The organism is Metabacillus rhizosphaerae (assembly GCF_037201795.1).
Lineage (GTDB): Bacteria > Bacillota > Bacilli > Bacillales > Bacillaceae > Metabacillus > Metabacillus rhizosphaerae.
This window is the reverse complement of record NZ_CP147403.1, coordinates 4668749-4695347: the sequence shown is the minus strand read 5'-3', so window position 1 is coordinate 4695347 and position 26599 is coordinate 4668749. Positions and strand designations below refer to the sequence as shown.

Annotated in this window: 24 protein-coding genes and 2 pseudogenes; 19 read left to right on the top strand and 7 right to left on the bottom strand. The window is 34.8% G+C overall.

The window, feature by feature from the left end; genetic code table 11:
• The first annotated feature begins 104 nt into the window (after positions 1-104).
• The 14 genes from WCV66_RS22710 (at position 105) to hxlB (ending at position 15826) form a co-directional block, all read left to right on the top strand.
• On the top strand, positions 105-899 hold the full coding sequence (locus tag WCV66_RS22710) for a hypothetical protein (protein WP_338786944.1): 795 nt from the start codon (positions 105-107) through the stop codon (positions 897-899).
• Complete coding sequence (locus WCV66_RS22705) at positions 887-1846, top strand: sugar kinase (RefSeq protein ID WP_338786943.1); 960 nt, start codon at positions 887-889, stop codon at positions 1844-1846. Before WCV66_RS22710 ends, WCV66_RS22705 begins: the two co-directional genes overlap by 13 nt.
• A gap of 1 nt (position 1847) precedes the next feature.
• On the top strand, positions 1848-3128 hold the full coding sequence (locus WCV66_RS22700; RefSeq protein WP_066325446.1) for an MFS transporter: 1281 nt from the start codon (positions 1848-1850) through the stop codon (positions 3126-3128).
• Positions 3129-3262: 134 nt separating this feature from the next.
• Positions 3263-4267, top strand: a complete 1005-nt coding sequence (locus WCV66_RS22695) for a LacI family DNA-binding transcriptional regulator (protein WP_185653063.1) — start codon at positions 3263-3265, stop codon at positions 4265-4267.
• A 79-nt stretch (positions 4268-4346) separates the two neighbouring features.
• Entirely contained in the window at positions 4347-4547 is a 201-nt protein-coding gene (locus WCV66_RS22690) for a hypothetical protein (protein ID WP_338786942.1), read from the top strand.
• A 206-nt stretch (positions 4548-4753) separates the two neighbouring features.
• The gene (locus WCV66_RS22685; protein WP_338786941.1) at positions 4754-6508 is read left to right on the top strand and encodes a sensor histidine kinase; all 1755 of its coding nucleotides are present in this window, start codon (positions 4754-4756) and stop codon (positions 6506-6508) included.
• A gap of 158 nt (positions 6509-6666) precedes the next feature.
• Positions 6667-7743 (top strand): response regulator transcription factor, encoded by a 1077-nt coding sequence (locus WCV66_RS22680; protein ID WP_066325455.1) that lies wholly within the window; start codon positions 6667-6669, stop codon positions 7741-7743.
• A gap of 85 nt (positions 7744-7828) precedes the next feature.
• On the top strand, positions 7829-9109 hold the full coding sequence (locus WCV66_RS22675) for an ABC transporter substrate-binding protein (protein ID WP_066325458.1): 1281 nt from the start codon (positions 7829-7831) through the stop codon (positions 9107-9109).
• Between the two features lie 95 nt (positions 9110-9204).
• A complete protein-coding gene (locus tag WCV66_RS22670) occupies positions 9205-10140 on the top strand; it encodes a carbohydrate ABC transporter permease (RefSeq protein WP_083964437.1) in 936 nt (311 codons plus the stop codon).
• The gene (locus WCV66_RS22665; RefSeq protein ID WP_066325468.1) at positions 10137-10961 is read left to right on the top strand and encodes a carbohydrate ABC transporter permease; all 825 of its coding nucleotides are present in this window, start codon (positions 10137-10139) and stop codon (positions 10959-10961) included. The genes WCV66_RS22670 and WCV66_RS22665 overlap by 4 nt, the downstream gene beginning before the upstream one ends.
• A gap of 22 nt (positions 10962-10983) precedes the next feature.
• Positions 10984-12987 (top strand): beta-galactosidase, encoded by a 2004-nt coding sequence (locus tag WCV66_RS22660; RefSeq protein ID WP_338786939.1) that lies wholly within the window; start codon positions 10984-10986, stop codon positions 12985-12987.
• A gap of 16 nt (positions 12988-13003) precedes the next feature.
• Positions 13004-14329: a glycoside hydrolase family 30 protein gene (locus tag WCV66_RS22655; RefSeq protein ID WP_066325484.1), complete on the top strand. Its 1326-nt coding sequence runs from the start codon at positions 13004-13006 to the stop codon at positions 14327-14329.
• A gap of 314 nt (positions 14330-14643) precedes the next feature.
• Complete coding sequence (hxlA, locus tag WCV66_RS22650) at positions 14644-15294, top strand: 3-hexulose-6-phosphate synthase (protein WP_338786938.1); 651 nt, start codon at positions 14644-14646, stop codon at positions 15292-15294.
• The gene (gene hxlB, locus WCV66_RS22645) at positions 15278-15826 is read left to right on the top strand and encodes a 6-phospho-3-hexuloisomerase (RefSeq protein WP_338786936.1); all 549 of its coding nucleotides are present in this window, start codon (positions 15278-15280) and stop codon (positions 15824-15826) included. Before hxlA ends, hxlB begins: the two co-directional genes overlap by 17 nt.
• A 94-nt stretch (positions 15827-15920) precedes the next feature.
• Here the strand turns inward: hxlB and WCV66_RS22640 are convergent, their stop codons facing one another.
• The 3 genes from WCV66_RS22640 to WCV66_RS22630 all read right to left on the bottom strand — a co-directional run bounded on the left by WCV66_RS22640 (position 15921) and on the right by WCV66_RS22630 (position 18278).
• A complete protein-coding gene (locus WCV66_RS22640) occupies positions 15921-16853 on the bottom strand; it encodes a 3'-5' exonuclease (protein ID WP_338786935.1) in 933 nt (310 codons plus the stop codon).
• 95 nt (positions 16854-16948) lie between these two features.
• The gene (locus WCV66_RS22635) at positions 16949-17341 is read right to left on the bottom strand and encodes a hypothetical protein (RefSeq protein ID WP_338786934.1); all 393 of its coding nucleotides are present in this window, start codon (positions 17339-17341) and stop codon (positions 16949-16951) included.
• Positions 17342-17642: 301 nt separating this feature from the next.
• Positions 17643-18278 carry a pentapeptide repeat-containing protein gene (locus WCV66_RS22630; protein ID WP_338786933.1) on the bottom strand — a complete coding sequence of 212 codons (636 nt, stop codon included), beginning with the start codon at positions 18276-18278 and terminating at the stop codon, positions 17643-17645.
• Positions 18279-18625: 347 nt separating this feature from the next.
• On the opposite strand from WCV66_RS22630, the gene WCV66_RS22625 reads away from it, so the two are divergent.
• Both WCV66_RS22625 and WCV66_RS22620 read left to right on the top strand, forming a co-directional pair.
• On the top strand, positions 18626-18874 hold the full coding sequence (locus tag WCV66_RS22625) for a hypothetical protein (protein ID WP_338786932.1): 249 nt from the start codon (positions 18626-18628) through the stop codon (positions 18872-18874).
• A gap of 232 nt (positions 18875-19106) precedes the next feature.
• On the top strand, positions 19107-19280 hold the full coding sequence (locus WCV66_RS22620) for a DUF3934 family protein (RefSeq protein ID WP_338786931.1): 174 nt from the start codon (positions 19107-19109) through the stop codon (positions 19278-19280).
• Positions 19281-19503: 223 nt separating this feature from the next.
• On the opposite strand, the pseudogene WCV66_RS22615 reads toward WCV66_RS22620, so the two are convergent.
• Positions 19504-19686 (bottom strand): annotated as a pseudogene (locus tag WCV66_RS22615) (aspartate--ammonia ligase); the annotation flags it as partial.
• A gap of 174 nt (positions 19687-19860) precedes the next feature.
• Here WCV66_RS22615 and WCV66_RS22610 point away from each other — a divergent pair.
• Positions 19861-20505, top strand: coding sequence for a DUF421 domain-containing protein (locus WCV66_RS22610; RefSeq protein WP_338786930.1), 645 nt, complete (start codon positions 19861-19863; stop codon positions 20503-20505).
• Between the two features lie 236 nt (positions 20506-20741).
• Here WCV66_RS22610 and WCV66_RS22605 read toward each other — a convergent pair whose 3' ends face one another.
• The 3 genes from WCV66_RS22605 to WCV66_RS22595 are packed head-to-tail and all read right to left on the bottom strand — an operon-like array spanning position 20742 to position 24566.
• The gene (locus tag WCV66_RS22605) at positions 20742-21980 is read right to left on the bottom strand and encodes a Ger(x)C family spore germination protein (RefSeq protein ID WP_338786929.1); all 1239 of its coding nucleotides are present in this window, start codon (positions 21978-21980) and stop codon (positions 20742-20744) included.
• Positions 21977-23071 carry a GerAB/ArcD/ProY family transporter gene (locus WCV66_RS22600; RefSeq protein ID WP_338786928.1) on the bottom strand — a complete coding sequence of 365 codons (1095 nt, stop codon included), beginning with the start codon at positions 23069-23071 and terminating at the stop codon, positions 21977-21979. Before WCV66_RS22600 ends, WCV66_RS22605 begins: the two co-directional genes overlap by 4 nt.
• Positions 23072-23084: 13 nt before the next feature.
• A complete protein-coding gene (locus tag WCV66_RS22595) occupies positions 23085-24566 on the bottom strand; it encodes a spore germination protein (RefSeq protein ID WP_338786927.1) in 1482 nt (493 codons plus the stop codon).
• A 163-nt stretch (positions 24567-24729) separates the two neighbouring features.
• On the opposite strand from WCV66_RS22595, the pseudogene WCV66_RS22590 reads away from it, so the two are divergent.
• Together WCV66_RS22590 and WCV66_RS22585 are read left to right on the top strand one after the other, a co-directional pair.
• Positions 24730-25545 (top strand): annotated as a pseudogene (locus WCV66_RS22590) (manganese catalase family protein).
• 727 nt (positions 25546-26272) lie between these two features.
• A complete protein-coding gene (locus WCV66_RS22585) occupies positions 26273-26593 on the top strand; it encodes a hypothetical protein (RefSeq protein ID WP_338786926.1) in 321 nt (106 codons plus the stop codon).
• Positions 26594-26599: the final 6 nt, after the last annotated feature.

Below are 26599 nucleotides of genomic sequence, written 5' to 3'. Positions count from 1 at the left end.
AACAAAAAATAAATATTCTACTTGAAAAGCGCTTACACTTATTTTATACTGTTTATAAACCGATTTACTAAACCGATTTATAAACAATTAGAAAGGATTTACAAATGAATAATGTAATAGTTCCTTTAAATGCTTTTAATAGAAATGAAGTTTTAGAGAAAGGGCAGGAATCATTTATTGAAGAAATTGCCCTTGCAGGTTCTTATGGCATTGAGATTCGTAGGGAATTGTTTCCTGAAGGATATCTGCCACTTGAAAAAATAAAAATGGAGGTTGAAAAATTCAAGCTATTTACCGTTTTTTCGGCTCCAATAGAATTATGGAATTCAGGTGCACAATTAAATGAAGAAATCCTTCGAAGGACCTTTGTAGAAGCAAGAGATCTTGGAGCATCATGGGTGAAAACCTCTTTAGGTCATTATCAAACTGAAAGATCAAATTGTATTGAATTAAAACAGTTTTTAGAAGAGCTTATTGATGAAAATGAACCCATACAATTACTTGTTGAAAACGACCAAACGATGCATGGCGGAAATGTTGAACGATTAAAGGCTTTCTTTGAAAGCGCTTCGCTTTATGGAATACCTGTAAAAATGACATTTGATACAGGCAACTGGTATTATACCGAACAAAATGTTCATTATGCTGTTGAACAGCTTGCCCCATATGTTGTGTATCTGCATCTCAAACATGTTGAAACGGTTAAGAACGGACTAGTTACTTTGCCACTTTCAGATGACAAAAATGGAGAGTGGAGACAAATCGTCAATCAATTTCCAGCATCCTTGACAAAGGCAATTGAGTTTCCAATTGATCCTATCTCTAAAACAAAACATTATATTGAAATGGTTCAAAATGCAGTAGAAAGAGAAAGTGGGGAAATCATATGCAAAATTTAGATGTTATTACATTTGGTGAAGCTATGGCAATGTTTATCGCAGGTGAGCAGGGGCCATTACATGAAGTGAATCACTATACGCGTAGTCTAGCTGGTGCGGAAACCAATGTTGCAATCGGCTTGGCTAGATTAGGATTCGGCTCAGGGTGGGCTAGCAAGGTTGGCAATGATTCGTTCGGAAAATATATTATTCAACGACTGAAAGAAGAGAATGTAAATATTGACCATGTTTTAGTGGATGAACACTTTCCGACAGGCTTTCAAGTAAAATCAAAAGTGGTTGTTGGAGATCCTGAGGTTCAATATTTTCGTAAAGGCTCTGCTGCAAGTCAAATGGGAGTAAACGACTTTCAAGAAGAGTATTTCTTAAGAGCGAATCATCTGCATATGACTGGAATTCCCTTAGCCCTATCAAATCAAACGAGAGAATTTGCGAAATACGCTCTTGAGTATATGAAAAAGAACAATCGGACTGTTTCATTTGATCCAAATTTACGTCCATCGCTGTGGAATTCAAAAGCAGAAATGGTGAAAGCGATAAATGAAATTGCGTTTAAAACAGACACTTTTCTTCCGGGTATATTAGAAGGTGGTATATTAACTGGCTTTAGTGCACCTCAGGACATTGCCTCCTTTTATTTGGATAAAGGAGTGAAGTTAGTCATTATCAAGCTTGGTGAGGAAGGGGCTTATTATAAAACCTTAAACCACGAAGGTACAATTAAAGGGTATAATGTTGAGAATGTTATCGATACTGTTGGTGCAGGTGATGGATTTGCTGTTGGGGTTATTAGTGGTTTACTGAAAAATCTCCCAATCCGTGAGTCTGTCATGAGGGGGAATGCGATTGGAGCATTAGCCGTTCAATCTCCTGGAGACAATGATGGCTATCCTACTAGTCACCAATTAGACCAATATATGAAAAAACATTTACAAGGAGTGAATTAACATGCAGAAAACATTAGCAAAACAAAGATGGCTTCGTTTAATTCCGATTGTGTTTATTACTTACAGCTTAGCATACTTAGATCGTGCAAACTATGGTTTTGGTGCGGCTGCAGGTATGGCTCAGGACTTGCAAATCACTCCTGCGATCTCATCCTTATTAGGCTCCTTGTTTTTCCTAGGCTATTTCTTTTTTCAAATTCCAGGAGCACATTATGCGGAAAATAAAAGTGCAAAAAAACTTGTTTTCTGGTCATTGATTTTATGGGGAGGACTTGCGACAGCGACAGGTCTTGTTAGTAATGTTGGTTGGCTATTTGTAATCAGGTTTACGCTTGGGGTTGTAGAAAGCGCTGTTATGCCAGCAATGCTTGTATTCTTGAGCCATTGGTTTACAAAGGCAGAAAGGTCTCGTGCGAATACATTTTTAATTCTAGGTAATCCAGCAACTGTTTTATGGATGTCGATCGTTTCTGGTTATCTTTTAGAAGCGTATGGCTGGAGATGGATGTTTATTATTGAAGGTTTACCTGCAGTCATTTGGGCGTTCATATGGTGGAAAATTGTCAATGACGAGCCTAAGGATGCAAAATGGCTTTCAGAGCGTGAGAAAGCACTTCTGCATGAAGAACTTGAAAAGGAGCAACAAGGATTAAAACCAGTTAAAAACTATGCTGAAGCGTTCAAGTCTAAAGCCGTTATCTTGCTGTGCGCACAATATGCGTTGTGGAGTGTAGGGGTTTACGGATTCGTTATGTGGCTTCCATCAATTCTAAATGCCGCACCAAACATGGATATTATTAAAACTGGGTGGTTATCTGCGGTTCCTTATATCTTATCAATTGTTTTAATGTTAACTGCCTCACATTTCTCAGACAAATTGCAAAACAGAAAAGCATTTGTTTGGCCATTTTTATTAATTGGAGCACTTGCATTCTATGGCTCTTATCTAGTCGGAACAACCAACTTCTGGTTATCATTCGTCTTGTTAGTAATCGCTGGTGGTGCAATGTATGCTCCATACGGACCGTTCTTTGCAATCATTCCAGAAATTCTTCCTCGTAATGTTGCTGGAGGTGCGATGGCCTTAATTAACAGCATGGGAGCATTAGGATCATTCGCCGGATCCTATGTTGTCGGGTATTTAAATGGTGCAACCGGAGGCTTTGGCGCATCCTATATCTTTATGGCAGGATCATTATTTCTTTCTGCAATTTTAACAATTTTGGCGGTAAATGCTGCAAAAAAGCAGATTGATGCTAAAAATGTTAAGGCGATTGCATAATTGTCAATTTAAACAAAATGGATAATAGAAGAGGATGACTATTTTTTGAGTCATCCTCTTTTTATGTTCTTGCTGGCTAAATCCCCTATTAAAAGATAAAATGAAAGAAATAATAGTAAAAAGAGGAAGATTTCATGGCAATTACAATGGCAGATGTTGCTAAAAGGGCAGGAGTTTCAAAAAGCACGGTTTCACAATATTTAAATAAGCGATATGAATATATGAGTCAAGAAACAAGAGTCAAAGTTGAAGCAGCAATCAACGATCTAGGATATCAGCCTAACCATGTGGCAAGAAGCTTAAAGCAAAAACGCACGTCAATGGTAGGAATTATTGTCGCAAATATCATGCATCGTTATTCAACAGAAGTGTGCCGGTCATTAGAGGATTATTTTAATGAACATGAGATGAACGCGATTATTTGTAATGCCGATAATGACCCAGAAAAGGAACGTAAATACATTGAAATGCTTCGTGCAAAACAAGTGGATGGGTTGATCATTTTTCCAACCGGCCAAAACGTGGAGCTATACAAAAGTATGCTGAAGACTGGTTACCCAGTTGTCCTTATGGACCGCAAAGTAAAGGGGATTATTGCTCCATCAGTTGTCGTAAACAATCGGGAAGCTACGATGCGTGCAGTAGAGCATTTAATTGAAAAGGGTCATAAGAAAATCGCAATTGTAACTGAGTCACTAACGATTTCAACTAGACTCGAACGGAAACAAGGGTATATGGACGCGCTGAAGGAAAATAATATACCTATTATAGAAGAATATATGATTAGCACTGAGATAAAGTCTATGGGGTCAGAACTTGATAACCTTTTTTCATTACAAGACCCGCCGACTGCTTTGGTTGCTGGAAATGACCTAGTCTTTTTGGAAGTGTTGAAATTTGCTAAAGCAAGCAGGATCAAAATTGGTGAGCAGCTTGGTTTAGTCGTTTTCGATAATATTCCATTTGCTGACCTCGTCAATCCATCAGTAACAACGATAAGCCAGCCTTCACAGGAAATGGGACTGAAGGCAGCAGAACTGCTATTAAAACAAATTAACAAAGAAGAAGTAAATCCAAAAGATACAGTGTTTTCTTGTGAACTTTTCATTAGGGAATCTACGAAAACATCGTTCGAATAGTGTTACGAAACTGAATGGGAATAGAATGAAGTAAAAAGAGACAACCTATTTACAAATATTGTAAAAGGGGCGAGCTGATATGTGGGAAACAAGAGGTAATCGGATTTTAGAAATCTCAATCATCGTCATACTTGGAGCAATCGTTTCTATCCTAAACACAATGTGGTTAAGAGAATCACTAATCGAACAAATAAAAATAATTGCTAAGGATAATGAGAATAACATCATAAAACAAAGCAACGTAACTGATATAGCCACTAAGCTACGGCAACAAACATAATGAAAAGTAACAGTGCAAAAGGCTTGAATGCTAATTACTTCAAGCTTTTTTGTTTGTCTTTTTGTTCTATAATTTATCGAAAGGTTTTTAATATATTAATAACCTTTCCTTGGGGATACATGTAAATAATATAATTCTAGCTAAACTATGTACAAATAAATCCTATATAATGTTATTTAGAAACTTTTGCCCAATGGAGGTTCCATATGAGAATACGAAGCAGAATTAACTATTATTTTAATAAATACATCCTCGAGAGCATTAAGCGTAAGTTAATGGGAACCCTGCTTCTTGTTATGATGGTTCCTCTTTTAATTTTTATGTTGATTTCAACCCATATTTCTAGAGGAGCAGTTGAATCATCGGAAATCAGTTCGAATCTCTCAAGAATGGAGCTTTCTAGCAGCTACATAGAAGAACAAATAAACTGGTACGATGAATTTTTGTTTTCAGCTCTTGTAGATGAGAAATTAGTACCAAGTATTACGACTGTTGATAACCTTAGCACTTTGAATAAATTTAATACTCAGTCTTATATTAAAGATAAACTATTCGGACTATATAATGGAAGTAATGATATTTTATCAGTATCACTAGTGTCCTATGAAGATCATTTATTATACAAAGTTGAAAAGAACGATTTTTATATAAGCAATAACTTGGAATCTCCGAAAAAGCAGGATAATAAAGATGCTGTTTTTGATGTCGATCTAGCAAAAAACAGTTTTTCTTTTACACGTAATATTTATCGTTTTGAAGATCAAAAGCTTGTAGGGGAAATTGAAATTCAAGTGATGTTTTCATTTATGAACCATATTGCAGAAAACCTGCAGAGTAATGAAGGTGAATACGTATTAATCCTTGATTCTCAGGGGAATCCTCTTTACAATCCAGGTCATCTCAGTTTAAAGAAGTTTACCAGAGAAATTGGCGAGCAATTAACTACTTCACATGGAGAAAAATATATAATAAAAGACAAGGATTATTATTTTATCCAACACATGATGAATGATCAGATTCATTTATTAAAAGTGGTGCCGAAAGAAGTGATGATGATAGGGGCCGTTTATATTGGTCAATCAGGGGTTGTTATACTTGTTATTTCTATTTTATTAACGATTCTTTTATCAATTATTGTTTCAAATCAAGTCGCAAAACCCATTGTAGTCCTTTCTAAAACAATGGAGCATGTTGAAGAAAATAACTTTAGTGTGAATATTGTAGCAAATCGTTCAGATGAGATTGGTCTCCTATATAGAAAATATAAAGATATGATCGAACGTATCAAAGACTTGATTGAAATGGATTATAAGCGTGAAATGGAAAACCGAGATGCACAGTTTCTCGCTCTGCAAGCCCAAATTAATCCACATTTTCTATACAACACACTTCAAGTTATCGGGGGGATGGCATTAAAAAAAAATGCAAAGGAAATCTATGATATGACACAGCGACTTGCATTAATGTTTCGCTATATTACAAATAAACGAGGCGACCTAGTATTTATTCGTGAAGAAGTAAGCCATTTGAAAAATTATCTCTATATTCAAAAGGTAAGATTCGGTGAGAGTATATCAATCCAACTTTTTGTAGATGAAGCTGTTAATCAAGGAAGCATACCACTTTTATCTCTCCAGCCTATTATTGAAAACTCATTTAAACACGGCTTTGAGTCTAAAATTGAAAGAGGAACGATTAAAATTGATATTCAAAAGGTATTTGATGATATTGAAATTGTGATAGAAGATAACGGTGTTGGCATGTCAAAGCATACATTAGATGAAGTAAATAGAAAACTGGCATTAGATGTTGATACACAAAATAGAAGTATCGGATTGAAGAATGTAGATGCTAGAATGAAGCTTTATTTTGGAAAGGAATATGGAATAGAACTTTACAGTAAGGAATCAGAATATACAAAAGTAATTTTAACAATCCCTTTTAAAAATCTAATGGAGTAATTATTCTACGATCTAAGAAGTGGAGTATACGACAAGCTTAATTTTGATGAAGCATACCTATCAAGCATTCAACTCAACTATCATTTAAATGATTTTCATATAGAGGGAAAGGGGCGGTCACTATCCTCTATCTATCATAAAAAAAGGATGTGAACGAAATGAGTACTTTATTAATAGTCGATGATGAAATATGGACTAGAGAAACAGTCAAAGCGGTAATTGATCTAAAGTCATTAAAAATTGAACATATAATTGAGGCAACAAATGGAGAAGAAGCAATTGAGATAATGAAGACAATACGGCCAGATTTTGTGATAACAGATATGAAAATGCCAGGTATCGATGGTATCAGGTTACTTGAAGTGCTAGAAAAAGAATATCCGGATCTTCCGGTTATTGTATTGAGTGGTTATCAGGATTTTGTATATACGAGACAAGCCATTAAGTCACGAGTAATTGAATATTTACCAAAACCAGTGGATGAAACTGAGCTCAATAATGCCCTGATGAAAGCTTTATTTGAAAAGGGAAAAATGGAGCAGCAGAAAATGGGGTATCAATTATTTGCAGTGACACGTCCTGAAATAGAAGAATTGATTGAGCCTTTTCGTCATACAATTACTTTTTCTTTAAAGGAATTAAATGTCTCTCAGTTTTCTAATAGTATTCATCAATTTCTTAAGGGATTAGATGATGAATTAAAGCAGGATACAGCGTTTATTTTTCATTTGCATCAAGAGTTTCTATTACTTCTAGAAGAAGTAATGAAAGTCCAAAAGCTAAGTTTAGAAGATTTAGGATTAGACCGGAATCAATTAAGCTACCAGCAAAATCGAACAATTGAAGATGAACTGAAGACTCAACTTATCATTGGTGAACATGTCATTTTAAAAATAGTAGAGATCAGTAAACAAAAAACAAAAATAAATTTGGACGATATTAAACAATATATTGATGATTATTTTACCTCGTCCAATATGTCGCTTGAAATTATTGCAAAGAAGTATTTTGTTAGTAAGGAATATTTAACAACTGCTTTTAAAAAAAGGTATGGATGTAATGTTACCGAGTATATTATCTCTTCACGGATGGAAAAAGCTAAAGAACTCATAACGACAACAACGCTTCAATATAAAACAATTGCTGAAATGATTGGCTATGAAGACGTTTCTTATTTTTATCGTGTATTTAAAAAGTACTATGGTACGTCTCCAGGAGGAATTCGGAAAAGTTAAAATAGTGCAAATGTAAGCGTTAATATTGTCAATTTAATAATAGGAAAAAACAGTTTATGATTAAAAAAAGAAAGGGGAGTTACTAATGAAAAAAGCGCTTACATTATTTTTAGTTACTGTTTTATTCGCAAGTCTACTAGCGGGTTGTAAAGCACCGGGGAGCGGTTCTTCGAGTGAAGCAAGTGGGGGAGATGGAAAAAAAGTAGAATTAAAAGTATTTATTGGACAGCCTCGTTTTAAAGAACAATATGAAACATACATTGATCAGTTTGTAAAAAAACAAAAAGAAGAAAATGGAATAGATGTCACAGTTAAGCTTGAATTACCAAGTGTTAACGAGGCAGATCAATTATTGAAAACACGACTTGCCTCTGGTGACAGTCCGGATGTATTTGGTCTTCATGCAGTCAATGATATTCCAGTATATGATAAAGCAGGTTACTTAGAGGATTTATCAGAAGAACCATTTGCAGAAAAGCTATATGACACTGTTTCTCCTGCAGTTACAAAAGATGGTAAAGTTCTTGCAGTACCTTTGGAAACACTACAATGGGGATTTATTTTCAATAAAGATATTTTTGAAGAAAATGGTATTGAGATACCAAAGACAATCACAGAAATGAAAGCGGTTATAAAAACTCTTGAGGACAAAGGAATAACGCCATTTATTCGTGCTTATAAAGATTCATACATTCCACAGCTGTTCCTTCCATTAACAGTAGGTGCCCTTGAAAGTACAACAAACAAAGGGTTTGTTGACAGTATGAATGCAGATAAAGGATCATTTGCTGACTTGAAAGACATGTTTGAGATTATTGATCTTGTCGATGCTCATGGAACGGACAGACCATTTGAAGTAGGCCAGGATCAGGGTGCAGCAGCTTTCGCAAGTGGTGAAGCAGCAATGTGGGTTCAAGGACCATGGATGGCAGAATCAATGTTAGCGACAAATGAAAAATTTAACTTTGGTGTCGCTGCATTACCGATTAACGACGATCCGAACGCAACGCTTATCGATTTAAGTACGTCTACATCTCTAGCAGTTTCAAAAGTAAGTAACGTTAAAGACGTAGCAAAGGATTTTGTGAATTACATTCTAGATGAACAAGATTCGAGTGCTTTCTATGAAAGTTTAGGATTTAATCCAATTTCAGATGTTCATACATTTGAACCATATCCGTGGTTGGAAGATTCAATGAAATATGTTGAAGAAGGTAAAGTATATCAGGATCCAATAATTCCAGCAGCCGTTAAATCTGCTTCTGAAAAATTGCTTCAAAGCTACTATGCTGGCGATGCCTCTAAAGAGGAAGTTATTGAAGGATTGGATCGCGCGTGGCAGGAATATAACAAAATAAACAAATAATAGATCATCGATAAACAAGTGAGGGGGCTGTTTTAACTTAGAATCAGACCCCTTCTCCTTATGTGAGAAAAATAGAATGAAAGGAATGAAAACAAATGCAAGTACAAGAATTGAATGTACCTATTAAAGAAGTGACAACTAAAAAGAAAAAGTTAAAAACAAAGAGCGGTCACCTAAGTTTAATTTTATTTGTTTTACCTGCCTTCATTTTTTATCTAGTCTTTCTTTTAATACCGACTATTGGTGCTGGAGTATATAGCTTTACGGATTGGAACGGATTAAATCCAACGTTTAATTTTGTGGGGTTTAGTAATTATATTGAAGCCTTTAAAGATGATCCCGCATTTAGACATTCATTTTGGTTTACGTTACGGTATACTATTTTCATTTTTGTCATTCAAAATGTTGCTGCACTGTTATTAGCCTTATTAATTGAATCAAGAATGAAATCAAAGGGATTTTTTAGAACGATTTTCTTTATGCCAAATATGATTAGCTTAATTATCAGTTCATTAATGTTCTCATTTATTTTTACAAATGTGTTTCCTGAGCTTTCGAAGCAGGCACTATTTTCTATACTTGACCAATCATGGATTGGGGATGCAAAAGTATCCTTTTACTCGATTCTAATTGTATCACTTTGGCAAGGTATTGGATACATGATGGTCATATACATGGCTGCATTACAAGGTGTTCCAAAACAATTGAAAGAAGCATCAATGATCGATGGTGCCAATGTGTTCCAGAGATTGAAACATGTTGTTATTCCAATGATTATGCATGCGATTACAATATGTTCGTTCTTAACATTAAACGGAGCGTTTAAAGTTTTTGATGTTGTATATGCCCTAACACAAGGTGGTCCTGGTACCTCAACACAAGTAATGGCACTGAATATTTATGAAGAAGCCTTTTCAAATAACTTCCGTTTCGGCTATGCCAATGCCAAAGCAATGATTTTGTTCCTCGTTGTATTAATTATTACTCTTATACAAGTGAGTATCTTAAAGCGTAAGGAGGTTGAAGCATGAGGGAGAACCGTGCTGCTTCGATATCGATCAATCTGATCTTAACTGTATTTGCAATAGTTTCATGTTTCCCTATCTATATGGCGTTTATAAACTCATTTAAATCACAGGGAGAAATATTCAGTTCTGTATTGGCCTTACCTAAATCATTCTCACTAGATAACTATATCGGTGTTTTTACAGAATTAAACCTTCTAGGAAGTAGCTTTAATACATTAATTGTTACATTTATAGGTCTTGCTGGTATTGTGTTCTGCGGGTCACTTGCTGGATACAAGCTTGCTAGAACGTCAGGTAAACTTAGCACTCTGATTTTTACACTTTTCATTGCATCCATGCTTGTTCCTTTTCACTCCATTATGATTACATTGAGCCAAATGGCAAAGGGTCTAGGATTACAAGGTTCACTTTACGGACTTGGTCTAATTTATATTGGCTTGGGAGTTAATATGGCAGTCTTCCTTTATCATGGGTTTGTGAAATCGATTCCTAAGGAGCTGGAGGAAGCAGCGAAAATTGATGGATGTAACGACTTTCAAATATTCACTAGAATTATTTTTCCTTTACTTAAACCAATTACAGCAACCATTTTAGTATTAAATGTACTTTGGCTATGGAATGATTTCTTATTGCCATTGATTATGCTAACAGATGTTAATAACTATACGTTAATGCTTTCAATAAATATGTTATTCGGACAGTATGTTGCAGACTGGCCAAAAATCTTGGCAGCACTTGTATTAACTGCTTTGCCAGTCATCGTTTTCTATGCATTTTTCCAGAAGTATATTCTTGAAGGAATTGCCGATGGTGCGATTAAGTAAAGTAGAGAAAGGATAGAGGAAGATGAAACAATTGTTATACGGTGTGGCATATTATGATGAATATATGCCTTACGATCGACTAGAAACAGATATTCAAATGATGAAGGATGCAGGTATTAATGTTGTTCGTATTGCAGAATCAACATGGAGTACACATGAACCTCAAAATGGTGTATTCGATTTTACTTCTGTGAATAGAGTGCTAGATGCGATGCATAAAGCGGGGATTTCTGTCATAGTGGGCACACCAACATATGCGGTACCGACATGGATGGTGAAAGAGCATCCAGAAGTGTTGGCTGTTACAAAACAAGGTGCGGGGAAATATGGTGCCAGACAAATTATGGACATTACAAGCCCAACCTACTTATTCTATGCTGAGCGGATTATCCGAAAATTGATGGAAAATGTAAAAGACCATCCAGCCATTATCGGCTATCAAATTGATAATGAAACGAAGCACTATGATACAAGTGGACCAAATGTACAATTGCAATTCGTGAAGTATTTAAAAGAGAAATTTAAAACAACAGATGCGTTAAATAAAGCGTTCGGACTCTCTTACTGGAGCAATGACGTCCATGCATGGGAAGATATGCCTTCTGTTGTTGGTACAATCAATGGAAGTTTTGGGGCGGAATTTTCTAAATTTCAGCGTACACTCGTAGACGACTTTTTAGCATGGCAAGTAGAAATAGTAAAAGAGTATCGTCATGAAGGACAATTTATAACACAAAACTTTGATTTTGAATGGAGGGGCTACTCATTTGGTGTCCAGCCAAACGTAAACCATTTTACAGCTTCAAAACCATTTGATATCACAGGGGTAGATATTTATCATCCTTCACAAGAGGATTTGACTGGAATCGAAATTTCGTTTGGTGGTGATGTTGCACGATCAACAAAGCAACAAAATTACCTTGTTCTTGAAACGGAGGCTCAGGCATTTAGTCATTGGACACCTTTTCCTGGTCAACTGCGTTTACAGGCATTCAGCCATGTGGCTTCAGGTGCTAACATGGTAGCATATTGGCATTGGCATTCAATCCATAACTCATTTGAGACATATTGGAAAGGTCTTTTAAGTCACGATTTAAAGCCTAATCCTGTGTACAATGAGGCAAAAACTATTGGCGCAGATTTCAAACGTCTATCACCAAAACTAGTAAATCTTAAGAAGAAAAATAAAACAGCTATTCTCGTTAGCAATGAATCTCTCACAGGAGTAAGCTGGTTTAAATTTAATCAAAGATCAGAGCTAAATTACAATGATATCCTTCGTTTGATTTATGATGAGTTGTACAAATTAAATGTGGAGTGTGACATCATTCATCCTGAAACAGAGAATTTGGAAGACTATTCATTGATCATCGTTCCATGTTTATATGTTGCTTCTGATCAATTGCTGGATCGGCTAAACCAATATGTTGATAAAGGAGGCCATGCGGTCTTTACCTTTAAATCTGGATTTACAGATGAAAACATTAAAGTTCGCACAACTAATCAGCCTGGTATCATTGAGAAGGTCTGTGGTGTTCAGTATCAGATGTTTATAGAGCCAAAGCATGTACAACTAGCGGAAAATCCATATGGAGTGGATGAATCAAAGAATGAAGTGCACACATGGATGGAGCTACTTACTCCCACAACAGCAGAAACTTTTGCCAAATACGATCACCCAGCATGGGGAGAATATGCGGCGATTACAGGTAATGAGTGTGGAGACGGATATGCGACATACATCGGATGTATTGTTTCTAGTGAGGTTATGTCTGGCATTCTTGCTCAAGCGCTAAAACGAGCGAGCATATGGGAAACTGAACAGGAGATCCGTTTTCCGATCATAATAAAAAGTGGAGTAAATGATGAAGGAAGAAAAATTAAGTTCATTTTTAATTATTCTGCAGATATCGAAATGATAAGGTATCCTTTTGAAGAAAGTGAGGAGCTTTTATCGGAAAAGCATTATAAACAAGGTGAAACAATAACATTAAATCCATGGTCATTTATGATATTTGAACTGTAATAGAGGAGAGGAAAACGTGGGTTATTATTGGATTTCAAGTACTAAAGAACAAAATTGGCAGGAGCAGATAGCAGAACCAGCGAAAACAGGAAAGCCTAATTTAGTGTTAACTGATGAGACAAAGCGTGTCATTGACGGATTTGGTGGCTGCTTTAATGAACTTGGCTTCGATGCGCTGAGTCATTTATCAGAGGCTGGACGCACCCAAGTATTGGATGCTCTGTTTTTGCCAGATGGAGATTGCCAATTTTCGATTTGCCGACTACCAATTGGTGCAAGCGACTATGCACTTGAATGGTATAGTCATAATGAAACAACAGACGATTATGAAATGGAGCATTTTAGCATTGAGCGAGATAGAAAATATTTAATTCCCTATATTAAGGAAGCATTAAAACGTAATCCAGATTTAAAGCTGTTTGCTTCACCATGGAGCCCGCCAACATGGATGAAGTTTCCGAAAGCGTATAATTTCGGCACATTACGCTGGGAGCCAAAAGTACTGGAGGCATATGCGCTTTATTTCGTAAAATTTGTCCAGGCGTATAAAGAGGAAGGGATCACACTTCATCAAATCCATGTTCAAAATGAAGTAGTCGCAGATCAGAAGTTTCCTTCATGTGTATGGACAGGTGAACAGCTACGTGAATTTATCGGAGATTATTTAGGTCCAGCATTTGAAAAATACGGGATTGATGCTGAAATCTGGCTAGGAACCATCAATGCCCCAGAACCCTGGGAGGAGTGGATGAAAGGAACAAGCTCTGATCATGATGCATTTGCACACACTGTCCTTAGTAATCCAAAAGCCTACGAATATGTAAAGGGTGTTGGTTATCAATGGGCAGGAAAATATGCGATTCAACGTACTGTGCAAAGCTATCCTGAATTGAAATATATGCAAACTGAAAATGAATGCGGAAACGGGGAAAATACATGGGCGTATGCCCAATATGTTCATAACTTGTTTCGTCATTATTTCGTGAACGGAGCAAATGCGTATATTTATTGGAATATGGTACTTGAACCAAAAGGAAGAAGTACATGGGGTTGGGAACAAAACTCTATGATTACGGTAGACCCTGAATCGAAAAAGGTGACTAAAAATCCGGAATATTATGTAATGAAGCATTTTTCTCATTTTGTGAATCCAGGTGCTTTACGAATTGAAACAAGTGGTCCTTGGACGGGGAATACGACAGCATTTCTAAATCCAGACGGTACGAAAGTAGTTGTCATTGCGAATCCATTTAAGGATACAAGGGAACTAGAAATGGATGTTAATGGGGAAACATACTCATTTAAATTAAAAGCAGAATCATTCAATACGATTATTATTTAAGATTACTATCTTAGTAAGCTCAAAGAGCACATGTATTTTTTAAACAGTATATTAAACTTAGACATATCATCAAAAAGTGCTTGGATTTTCGAGTAATGTGAAAAAGTGGTCTTTTTCATTACCCTCGGATATCCAAGTTTTTTTAGTTTGTATTCAGCAACCAAGCAGCAGTTAACACTGAGAAAATAACCGAGTGAAAATTAAAAAGTTTAGGTATAAATCGATTATTGTAAAGTGCTTACATTTCCTTTATAATAAGTTCATAAATCGGTTTAGTAATCTAGTAAATTAAAATAAGACAAAGAGGAGATTAAATGAATATTCAACTGGCATTAGACCGTTATACGATTGAAGAGGCTATTGAAATTGCAAAATCGACAGAGGATTTCATAGATTGGATTGAAGTTGGTACTTCATTAATAAAAGAATATGGAATGGTAAGTGTTGAGAAGCTTAAAAATGCCTTTCCAAATAAAGTGATTGTAGCAGATATCAAGACAATTGATAACGCATATTACGAATTTGACATGTGTTTTCGTTCTGGGGCTGATGTCGCGACTGTGATGGGAGTATCACCTGCAGCGACGATTAATGCATGTATTGAAACTGCCGAAAAAGCAGGGAAACGGGTTATGGTTGACCTTTTAAATACAAATGATAGTCAGCAAAAAGAATTGTTTCATTATAAACAAGCAATTTTCTGTGCACATGTCAGTAAAGATGAACAAGAGATTGCTGGAAAGCAAAACATCGTGACAGAACAAATATATGATCCAACTGTACAACTCGCGGTTGCTGGGGGAATAACACTCGATTCAATTGCTAGTTTTAGAGAGTTGCAGCCTAATGTAGTAATTATTGGCTCAGCCATAACGAAAGCGAAAGATAAACGATTGGCCGCTAAACAGTTTAAGAAAGTATTGTTACAATGGAATGGAGAGAGAAAACATGAAAACATCAGATAAAATCCTTTTGGAAATTCAAGGCGTTTTAAGTCAAATAAAAGAAGAGAATTTACAAGAAATTGCCACTAAACTAGTAGATGCGAAAAGGATTTTTGTTATTGGAGAAGGGCGTTCAGGCTTTATGGGGAAATCATTTGCGATGCGATTAATGCATTTAAATGCAAATGTTTTTTCTGTTGGTGAGACGATTACGCCATCGATTGCAGAAGGAGACATCTTACTCGCAGTTTCAGGTTCAGGTACAACAAAGAGTGTTGTTTGGACAGCTGAAAAAGCAAAAGAATTAAATTGCCAAGTTATTGCGGTTACAACAAATTCTGAATCACCTCTTGCAGCGGCTTCTAGTGATGTACTACACATACCAGCTGCTACAAAATATAGAGCTGATGGAGAAACTCAATCAGTTCAACCACTCGGTTCATTATTTGATCAATCTGTCCACATTGTCTTTGATAGTATTTGCTTAATTTATTCTAATCTAAAAGAATATGGTCATAACGAAGCTTTTAGTCGTCATAGTAATTTGGAATAAACCAAACAAGCTACCAAGTCGAAAAAAATACAAGTAGTGGGGACTCTCATATAGATGAATCTCACTACTTTTCTTTATATTAGATTGCGTCATCCTACTTGAAAGCTAGCTGTTTCAAGGGCTGAAGCATATATTCATCAAAAATGATAGTTTTAGAAGAATAGCAATAATGCTCTTCATAGGTTAGCAGCAAATCATGATAGAAGGACACTAAATGTCCAGCAATTAATACGTTCTCTTCGGTAAACAAACCAGAACGATTTAACAAAACATTTTCATATTTTTCAACGATCCTTCGAATTGTTTTTTTTATTTTTTTTACATCCCGCATTCGATACACTTCTCGTAATGGTTCAGTTACTAGCATTGCATCTTGTTTTAGGCGATCGTTCAGTTTCTCATTGATTTGCTTCACATCAAGTGGGACCTCTTCTTCAAAGAGATATTGCTTTAGCATGATTAAATCAGATTGGATAGGTTTATTTAAAAACTGTAAATAGATCCTTAGTGTATTATAGGCATCATACATTGGATGATGTTTTTCTCCAATAAACTGTAATCCATATAACGCTAAAGCATCTTCAACTGAAACGTTTCCCTTCGAGACTCTCTGCTTAAAAATCATCTGGAAATCAATATAACGTTTTTCAATTTTGCTAATGGTGCATTGTGGGATTTCGTGTTTTGTTGCATCGATTTTTAAACGAGATAAATCACTTGGCGACCACGAAAAATAGCGAGTTTTTTTCACACCACCAACCCATACAAGGAAGGCATCAAAGACCACTTTAAAACCACTTGCATTGATCAAATCACAATCCTCAATCCCGGTTAATGTTTTACAAAACTCAGTTAAAGGCTCCTGATTTTCAGGTTTTATGAAACGATCAAAATACGTAATTTCTCCTGTTTCAAGATTATATTTTACAGCTCCTAAACGAATGGCCTCCATATTCTCAAAAGCCATACCTGAATCAGAACATAACATTTCAAAATCGAAAAAGACATATTGCTTATAATCAGCCATTCATATCCCCCCTAACAGGTAATTATATGGGGGATATGGTGAAAGTGGAAGATCCAATAATTGTGAATTCTTCACCAATCCTCACCCGAATCACTTTATTCAATTGCTAATCTGAATAATAAAAGTGCTAGCAAACAGGTTATTGGAGTCATTACCATTTTTTCCAAGACAGAGGCTGAAGCTAAATTGCCCATTGTATTAAGCACCATAAGTCCAAACATTACCCATGTTCCGACATTCACAGTTTTTTTGAACTTTCCGTTGAAAACATATCCTGCTTTTACAGCAACAATTGTCATAAATAGTAGTTGCACAACTATAGATATGCTTTCAAAAATGATTAAATCTGCTTCATTCTTTAAACGTCCTCCCCATACAAAATCATATGGTACAACGTTTAGAAGTATCAGGAGATGCATGAAAAGCGCAATTGTATTAATGGTGATTATTATAATACTTGCCAGTCTAATGCTGATTAACTTTTTCATTTTCTCCTCCATTTTCAATTGAGGTATTATAAGCTGTACCAAATTTAAATAACTCTAAATGCAATATATTCAACCATTTGAGAATTATGATGAATGGTAAAGTAGGTAGAAAAGCTGAAGTGCTGTTTAGCTATTATTTTGTAACACAAGCATCATAACTAATAATCAATTATTAATTTTTCTATCTTTCGATTTTTCACCTCGAAAAAACCACATTCGAGGTGAATGTGGTTTTTACGTTAAGGATTGTTCATTAATATTGTATCAAGTTTGTAATTTACATCTTCAAAGGTTAATTGAATTAATCAATAATTATTAATTCCAATAGAGCAGCAAATTGAATTGCCTGGTGAGTAGAAACTTTACATCCCTTTAGGTCAGTTATAGAAACTGTAAGTGATTCAAAAGTAGATGTACTAATGTCTATCCCCTTGAGTGATGTTCTTTCAAAGCTAACACTATTTATGTTGCACGATTTAAATTCGAGTTTTTTAAATAAACATTCATAAAAATCGGAACTCTCTAAAGAAGTATCTAGAAATTTAACTTTTTCCAGCCTAGAATTCCCGAAAGAAGCCAAGTTAAGTAAAGAATCATTAAACTCAACATTACCAAAGCTAGATTCAGTAAAATCCACACCTAGTAATTTACAATTCGTGAATTTTACTCTGTGTATGGAAGAGTTTCGCATTTTAGCATTCGAAAAATCGCAGTTATCAAAAAATACATCGGTTATATCAATATTTGAAAAATCAGTATTGTTAAACTTACAATTCCTTATGATCATTTTATATAAACGCACTCTAGGTAACATCTCGTTATCAAAAATAGAATCATTTATTTGACACAATTCTAATTCGGGATCTTCCTCATAAAAAATATCATTGAAATTTTTAAAAGGTAAATCATTAGGTATTTTAGGTGATTCAATTTTCATAAAGCTACCTCGCTAATTTATAGTAGGAATTCATATAATTTTAAAAAACAATTCCTCATAAGTTAACTATAAGGAAATATTAAATCTAATAAAAGTCTTTATTTTTAAGAGGGAATATGTGCAATAAGCTACATTTCACCAATTATGATAAAGCAACGTGTAGATTATACATTAAAATATTCCAATACGAAGTATAACCACGTCTTTAAATCAGAGCGGGGTTATGCTTCGTGTGAGGTTTTGAAAAATAAATAGCTATATTTTTACTTAATGCTGTTAATTTGTCAAAAGCTTTTCAAATTGTAACCTTTATTTGCATATGCTACTAAAAACGAAGGAGAATAAAGATGCTTGTAACATTATTATTGCCAATCGTAGTTCCATATGGAAACCCATGGACTATTTATAACCCAAGAATCCATTATTTAAGAAAAGCTGAATTTTTCAGGTGGATAGAATCAGTTGCTAATAAAAATAAAAAGTATCAACACGTTCCATTATTATTTGCTGAGGGAATAAAAAAACATGAAAATATATTAATAGTCGGAGAAAAAGCAACACAAACTAATTTTGTACCAAGTAGTGAAGGGGTATAAGTAACGAGATACACGATAGTAACTTGATAATAAATGAAACAAATCTTCTGTGGGTAGCATTTTAAAAAATGAATCGCTATCTTTTTACGTCGATTATAGGTAGACTAGTTGAAGGGATTAAAGTAGTTTAGCTTTGAAATTGGTTTGTTTTGCTTATATACACAATGAATATAGAAGTGAAAAGGGTAAAATTAAGCAAAAAAATAAAATTAAATAATAATGGAGTGATGATATGAGTAAAGTTAAAAGTAAAAGTGGGACAGGTAGAGGAACAGGCAAAAAGGGTTGGACGCGTTGGAAAGCAAGTGAAAATAAAGCGAAAAGCAACAAACCGTATAAAAGCAAGGGTGTGAAACGGTCAGACAATGCAGATTCGTCGAATCATAAAAAAGGGGATAACACATAATTAAAAAATGGGACCCCTATTTAAAAATAGAATAATTTGACCTCTTAGGAAGTATCAATTGTGGGAAACGAAGTAGGATAACCAATTAGCTTTCACTTTTCATATGAAATAGATCAAAAAATATCAAGAAATATCAAGAAACCTTTTTTGTTACATCTTATGAAGATCTTCCCTACAAAAGGTTGATATCTCTTTCTTTACATTCACTAATAATTTGCTCATTCCAAACAGAAGCCTGAACTTTCTCCCAATCCCATTGATCAACATACATCGAGTGCAGATTATCTAATACCTCACCTCTTCGAACAGCATTCATATTTGTATAATGTCCTTCACCAACGGTAAATTTATATCTAGTAAGAGCCATCCTTTTCCACTTCGCCAAAGATTGCACCATTTCAATTTGCGTATGCTTAATATTTATAGCTTCATAAGAAAAAGAGCCTAGAGTGGTAACCAAAATCTTGAGCTTTATTATCCATATCCTTTCATTTTTAACAAATACATCTTTCTACTAAAGAGAGGCATAATAATAACATAAATTGTTCGGGAATCATCACTTGGAAATGAGGGGATTTTAATGGAGCTAGATTGGATTTGGAAGGCAATCCTTATTGTCATTGTAGGAACTTTGCTTTTAAGAGTTGCAGGAAGAAAGTCAATTTCGCAAATGACGCTTGCTCAAACCGTAATCATGGTCGGAATTGGTTCATTGCTTATACAGCCTGTTGCTGGAAAAAATCTTGCTACTACATTTGGAGTTGGGGGCATCCTTGTAGTAACGCTTGTCATAATAGAATACTTGGAATTGAAAAGTGATCGTTTTGAAAAATTCATAACTGGCCAATCAAAAATTGTCATTGAAAATGGAATTCTAAATGAAAAGAATTTAAGTAAACTTCGTTTAACCGTAGACCAATTAGAAATGAAATTAAGACAACAAAATGTAAGTAAAATAAGTGATGTTCAGTGGGCTACATTAGAACCCAATGGACAATTAGGCTACGCGCTAAAACAGAATGCACAACCAGTTACAAAAAAAGAATTTCAGCAACTTCAACAATCGATTAGTAGCTTAATCTCCAATAATCCGCAATTAAGTTTATTAACTGAGCAATTAAACCAATTAAATGAACAACTCAATCTACCTCTAAAGCAGCAAAACCTTTTTACTGAAATAAAGAAAAATAATCATAATATAATACCACCAAAGCATTTACAGTAACGTTTTATCTCATGATGATAGAAAACTTCATTCCGAGTTTATCCTGTTAAGACAGGGGAGCTAAAAAGTAGCTCCTCTATTTCATTTTCACAAAAAACGAACTGACTAAAATAAAAAGCATTAAAAACATTAAAGAAATCATTCCCGTAACATTCTTGTCTTTCCAGCAAATGCGGCAATGGTAACCTGTATACACGACCGTAACAATCACGAGTATCCAAAAAATATAAGTCATATTAATCTTCCACCAATTTCAATTTTGGAGTTTGAACCTGTTGACCAAACTCTTCTATCGTTACCTTGACAGTAGCTTCAATATCAAATGAAGGATAGCTTTTCATCCAATTAAAATCTTCATATTGTTTTTGAGTTAAGAAATGTCTTTGGGCTATTAAAGACCAACTATAGGCTTCTCCACCAAAAACTTGTTTAAGTTTATTAATATTTTCATTGACTTTTTTTGTAAGATGATCTTCAATATGATCCTTTAATTGCTTTTGTTTCTTTATATCTGTCGAGTAATCAATTTGGCTGAAAACACCGATGATCTCTAGAGTGATCGGTACCTTTATTCTTATTTTGGAGTTCGGTTTATCAAGTGTCATGTTTATGTCCATGTCTCGTCCAACGGTTACTTTACAAGCAATCCGAGATTTAGGCTCTAAAGGATCCACGTATGTAACAAGCATGTCTTGAATATCGATTGTCGGATCTAAAATTAAGGCAATTCTTGTCTCTTCACCATTGAGTGTACCTACCATTTTTCCTTCCTTAAATAACGCTGTGCCGATAAATTGAGCAAGGTTTTTATTAACAAGCGGGATTTGACCTGCTTTATATTCATCTTCAAATTTATTCTTCGTTGCAATATCATCCTGTTTTGTAGTTGCATAAATTACTGGAAAAAGATCAGCATCTCTTTCGGTTGTTTGAAAAAAGTGCAATAAATCAGATGGGGGAACAAAGCCAGTTTCTCTAGCTCTATTCACCATAAGTTGGTAAAACTTATGTGGCCTTGTCTCAAGTAATGGTTTGTTAATGTCAATAAATTCAGAAGCCTTTTCTTTTGTGACGATCAAATTGACTGATTTTCTTAATTCACGTTCCCTAATACCTGTATAGATCATTTTAATAAATTCATCACTTCTTGCTAGCTCTTCTGAAACAATTAACACTTGGGTTTGCGAAAAGCTCAATTGTCTTCCTATAAAAGCGTTGACGGTATTTCTGGCTGTTAAAAAGTCATTTGCGATAATCGTTATATTTTCGAAGGGCTGTTCATTAGGTGGGGGACTCCCGGTTAATGATGTACCAACTTCTGGGTTTGCAATTTGATAGGTGACTTCTACTTTATTGTCTTCAGATTTATCTAGGCCAATTGCTACGACGTACGATATTTCTTCTAACTCTTTATGATCCCAGCATCCTGTAAGAAATAGGACTAAACTAATGAGTGATATAAGTTTGAACTTCATAAGCTTGTTCTTCCCTTCACTGTATCAGTAAGCCAAAACAGAACGCTGTAAGAGATAAGACTGTATGTAGCGATATTATAAAGATGTTTTCTGAAAATAAAGGAACTGTATACTGGGTTCTCAGGAAACATGGACAGGATTAAAGCGATAAGTGATAAGGGTACTAAAACGGGTTTTAAGCTATTAACTGAAAAAATAGTTTTATAAATAACTGCAGAACCATACAGATAAAAAGACAGCCTTAAGGTAACTGCTAGTAACCAAAAAAAGAAAAAATACGTTTCAATATGGCTTGAAAAGTTTCCTAATTTTACATACTTAGAAACCTCATGAAATGCATATGTTACTCTTTCTAAAAAGGGATATCCGAAAAGGATAATGTAACTTAATATGAAAAATGACATTTCGACCATTAAAAAAAGCGTACCGTACAACGTTAATTTTTTTAAGGATGTTTTATTCTTTATACTCGGATAAATAACAAGTAAAAGAAACAAGTCACCAAAGATCGAGGCTTTGTTAAAGCTTTGTTTGACGATTTCCTTAACACCTCCACCAAAAAGGGGAAGCGCATTAGACCATACAGACTCTCTAATAACTAAAATAGCTAATAAGAAAATAGCTAATTTTATATATGGTGTGCAAATATAAAATGCAGAACCCAATGGCCCTAACCCTTTTAAACCATTGTACAAAGAGGCTGATAATATAAGTAAGGCAATTGCAAATAAAGGTGTATCCGTAAAATAAATTACAGCTACAGTGTCAACATATTCACGTAAATCCAAACACAATGTAGAAAAGGCAAGAAGAAACAAAATAATTGAAAAAAAGGAGCCTAACCCTTTACCAAAAACATCTTTAGAAACTTCAATTAAATTTTTATTCTTTCGCTTAGTAACAACGATTAGTGAAAGGTAGAAAAAGGGATAGAAGATACATCCCGCAAAAAACGGAACCATCCAGGTAGCTGATTTTACATCTTCTATAATAAGTGTTGGGGTCGTATCAGCAAGTTTTACCCCAATTAAAATAAGCATAATAGAAAAGTACTCTTTTGTGCCTAAACCACCTTCTTCATTTCTATACAAGGTTTACCTCCTTTTATGACTTTCGTCTCTTCAATTTAGGAAACGTAAAGCCTGGCCTAAAAACTTCATGTGCAATAACTTTTCTAAAAATAGTATCTTGAGCCGACTTATAAGTAGGTGTTAAAGGGGCTAAAAATGGAACACCAAAGGATGTTAGCGAAGTCAAATAACATATAAATGACACAAAAATTGCCCCCAAACCATAAATGCCCATCATCCCGGCGATCGAAATAAACATAAACCTTAATAATCGTAAACTATAGTTCATACTGATATCAGAAATGGTAAAGGAAGCCAAACCTGAAAAAGCAACGACGATTACAATGATCGGACTGATAATATTTGCTTGTACAGCTGCTTGTCCAAGTATTAATGCTCCAACAATCCCAATTGTTGGACCTAAAGGGGAGGGGATTCTTAATCCGGCCTCTCTAATTAACTCGAACGAAAATTCCATAATTAAGACTTCGACAACAACTGGAAATGGAACCTTTTCTCGTGTAGATGCAATTGCTAACAGTAAATCTGGTGGCAGCATTTCATGATGGAAATTCGTGATACCAACATATAATGCTGACATAAATAAGGTAATAAATAGACCTAATAGACGAACAAGCCTAGAAAAGTTCCCATATAGAAATCGTAAGTAGTGATCCTCACCAGTATGAAAAAAGGACCAAAAGGTTGCTGGTGCAACAAGACTAGCAGATGATGCCCCAGTTAAAATGACAATATGCCCTTCTTCTAAATAAGAAACAACTCGATCGGGTCTTTCCGTATATAAAATACTGGGGAACAGTGAATATGGTCTCTCTTCGATTAATTGTTCAAGTTTTTCAATATTGTGAACAAAGTCTACTTCAATGTGGCTAATTCTGTTTCGAACGTTTTCAATTATTTTTTCATTTGCTACATTTTTTAAGTAAAGTAATGTTGCAGATTCTGTTTCTAAGCGATTAATTGGGATTGTCTCTGTAATAAGGTGTTCACTTCTTATTATCTTCCTGATTAAGGACAAGTTCATATTCAGAGATTCTGTGAAGCCTTCCTTCGGTCCTTTTATGATATTTTCATTTTGTGACTTCTCAATATTACGCGATTCAAATTTTGCAATATCAACAATGTATCCGATTTGAGTGCCTTCTTCTAAAATGAGAGCCGCTCCATTATTTATGGCGTTTACACCAGAAGCTACTGAATCAATGCTCTTAACTTCTTCTGCATCAATAATTGTAGATAAATGACTTTCCTCCCCACTATTCAATAGAGGATGTATGATACTTTCTCTTAATTTTTCTGTATTAACAATTGGGTTTAAATAAAAAATAAACAGCCTTTTCTTTGATTTACTTAAATACAATTCTCTTATTTTAAGGTCGCTATTTAAGGGATAAGAGTATAGTTCCTTTAGTTTATCTATACTTAACAATTGAAGGTTAGTGACTTCTGTATATTGGTCAGACTTTTTTGTCTGATCTTTAAATAAATTTGACAAACCGAATCACCATCCCCTAGGTTATGTACTAACAATAGTTGATGATTGTATTTTGGATTATATTTCAAATTTTATACTGATTGATTAACTTCTTATGTAATCATGTATAAATAATGGACAACATGAAAAAATATGGACTGCGAATTTACTTGGAGGTGTAGACATGTTTTTTCATGTGAAGGAGCTAAAATATAGATCAGTACCAGATAAACCAGACCCTGTTTATACAAAGAAGCTACAAGAAGTATTAGGTGGACAATTTGGAGAAATATCAGTCATGATGCAATATCTCTTTCAAGGATGGAATTGCCGTGCAGAGTAAAAATACCGTGATATGCTATTAGATATTGGAACAGAGGAAATAGCACATGTTGAGATGCTTGCAACCATGATTGCGCAATTACTTGATAAGGCACCTATTGTGGAGCAGGAGCAGGCAGCGAAAGACCCGATTATTGCAAGTGTAATGGGTGGAATGAACCCACAACATGCCATTGTAAATGGATTAGGTGCTAGTCCTAACGATGCTGCTGGTTATCCTTGGAATGCCCGTTATACGATTGCAAGTGGAAACCTTTTACCTGATTTTAGAGCAAACCTAAACGCTGAGTCACAAGGAAGGCTCCAAGTTGTTCGTCTATATGAAATGACTGATGATCGTGGTTTTCGTGATATGCTGTCATTTCTAATTGCTCGGGATACGATGCATCAAAACCAATGGATCGCTGCCATTGCTGAATTAGAGGAAAAAGAAGGAAGAGTTGTTCCAAATACATTTAATAGGTAATATGAAAAATCTGATGCTGCTTACAAATTTATGAATTGTTCAGAAGGTAATGAAAGTCAAGCTGGGAGTTGGGCTTCAGGTCTTTCTATGGATGGACTAGGTCAATTTGAATATGAAGCACATCCGGTAGGAACTGGTCAGTCTCCTGAGTTAAAACCAGCTCCTGGTTATATCCACGGAACTCCTAAGTAAAACGATTTGTATATTCAATATGAGAAGAAACCGATTTTTCTATAAATGATAAATCGGTTTTTTTTTGCGAATTGCACTAAAATAGACTTGCTAATGAAAATTTCTTAATAGATTTACTAAAATAACAATCGATAATATAACGGTCAAAACAAAAAAGATCCAATAGGCTTTCACATTAGTTTGGATAGGATTTCTATATTTTATGGGAATCAAATAATCTCCAATAAAGTTAAAAAGACGAACATAGATCCAATACAGGGAGTATGAATCCCAAAAATCCCATCCGTTTCTAAATGTGATAAAACCAATATATTCAAGGATAATTTCAACACCAAAAACCCAATTGATAGTAATAAAGAAAAACGGAAAAGTGAATTTTTCTGGTTTAAAGTGAATAGTGAATAAAACTAAAAGACCAAAAGAAAACACGACAGCCGGGAGGACATAGTGAAGGGGGAAAACATACCGATAAAAACTACTCCAATAAAAAAATAAACATAAGGATATTGAAAAAATAAAGTGTACGATAAAAATCAATCCATAACGAAGTAGGTGATTTTTAAGGATCTGAACACATCCAAAAGATCCTCCAACTGTGGCCAATATAACGATTAACCAATTTATATTCACTTACTTTAGTTCCCTCCCTTCACCATACGAACAATGAATGAATCTTTTTTATTTTTCCCTACAGGTGGGATTTAAATCTAGAATGAGGTATTATTTGTTGCTTACTCAACATACCCTTACAAAAAAGGGAATGAGTAGGGGAGGATCTTCACTGCTAATTTTAATCGTTTTGGTCATTGCAACATTGTTGATTCTTACTTTCTTATTCATATTAAATGTGAGGAATGGAAAACAAGCAATACAAGCTTATACACTCCAGGACTTTATGAATAATTCCAGCGGCTTAAATGACGATACGGAACAAAAGAGCTCATTTACTGAAACCATCAATAATTTTTTTGATAAAGGTCACAACGAGAATGATATTGACGATATCGATGATGATGGTGATATTGGAGATGGTGACGGAGGAGAATAAAGTGAT

Coding starts and splice junctions, on each gene's coding strand:
- WCV66_RS22705 (WP_338786943.1), top strand. CDS start 887: ATGCAAAATTTAGATGTTATTACATTTGGTGAAGCTATGGCAATGTTT.
- WCV66_RS22690 (WP_338786942.1), top strand. CDS start 4,347: ATGTGGGAAACAAGAGGTAATCGGATTTTAGAAATCTCAATCATCGTC.
- WCV66_RS22670 (WP_083964437.1), top strand. CDS start 9,205: ATGCAAGTACAAGAATTGAATGTACCTATTAAAGAAGTGACAACTAAA.
- WCV66_RS22605 (WP_338786929.1), bottom strand. CDS start 21,980: ATGAAGTTCAAACTTATATCACTCATTAGTTTAGTCCTATTTCTTACA.
- WCV66_RS22665 (WP_066325468.1), top strand. CDS start 10,137: ATGAGGGAGAACCGTGCTGCTTCGATATCGATCAATCTGATCTTAACT.
- WCV66_RS22610 (WP_338786930.1), top strand. CDS start 19,861: ATGGAGCTAGATTGGATTTGGAAGGCAATCCTTATTGTCATTGTAGGA.
- WCV66_RS22710 (WP_338786944.1), top strand. CDS start 105: ATGAATAATGTAATAGTTCCTTTAAATGCTTTTAATAGAAATGAAGTT.
- WCV66_RS22630 (WP_338786933.1), bottom strand. CDS start 18,278: ATGAAAATTGAATCACCTAAAATACCTAATGATTTACCTTTTAAAAAT.
- WCV66_RS22675 (WP_066325458.1), top strand. CDS start 7,829: ATGAAAAAAGCGCTTACATTATTTTTAGTTACTGTTTTATTCGCAAGT.
- WCV66_RS22700 (WP_066325446.1), top strand. CDS start 1,848: ATGCAGAAAACATTAGCAAAACAAAGATGGCTTCGTTTAATTCCGATT.
- WCV66_RS22640 (WP_338786935.1), bottom strand. CDS start 16,853: ATGGCTGATTATAAGCAATATGTCTTTTTCGATTTTGAAATGTTATGT.
- hxlA (WP_338786938.1), top strand. CDS start 14,644: ATGAATATTCAACTGGCATTAGACCGTTATACGATTGAAGAGGCTATT.
- WCV66_RS22635 (WP_338786934.1), bottom strand. CDS start 17,341: ATGAAAAAGTTAATCAGCATTAGACTGGCAAGTATTATAATAATCACC.
- WCV66_RS22695 (WP_185653063.1), top strand. CDS start 3,263: ATGGCAATTACAATGGCAGATGTTGCTAAAAGGGCAGGAGTTTCAAAA.
- WCV66_RS22680 (WP_066325455.1), top strand. CDS start 6,667: ATGAGTACTTTATTAATAGTCGATGATGAAATATGGACTAGAGAAACA.
- WCV66_RS22620 (WP_338786931.1), top strand. CDS start 19,107: ATGAGTAAAGTTAAAAGTAAAAGTGGGACAGGTAGAGGAACAGGCAAA.
- WCV66_RS22685 (WP_338786941.1), top strand. CDS start 4,754: ATGAGAATACGAAGCAGAATTAACTATTATTTTAATAAATACATCCTC.
- hxlB (WP_338786936.1), top strand. CDS start 15,278: ATGAAAACATCAGATAAAATCCTTTTGGAAATTCAAGGCGTTTTAAGT.
- WCV66_RS22625 (WP_338786932.1), top strand. CDS start 18,626: ATGCTTGTAACATTATTATTGCCAATCGTAGTTCCATATGGAAACCCA.
- WCV66_RS22660 (WP_338786939.1), top strand. CDS start 10,984: ATGAAACAATTGTTATACGGTGTGGCATATTATGATGAATATATGCCT.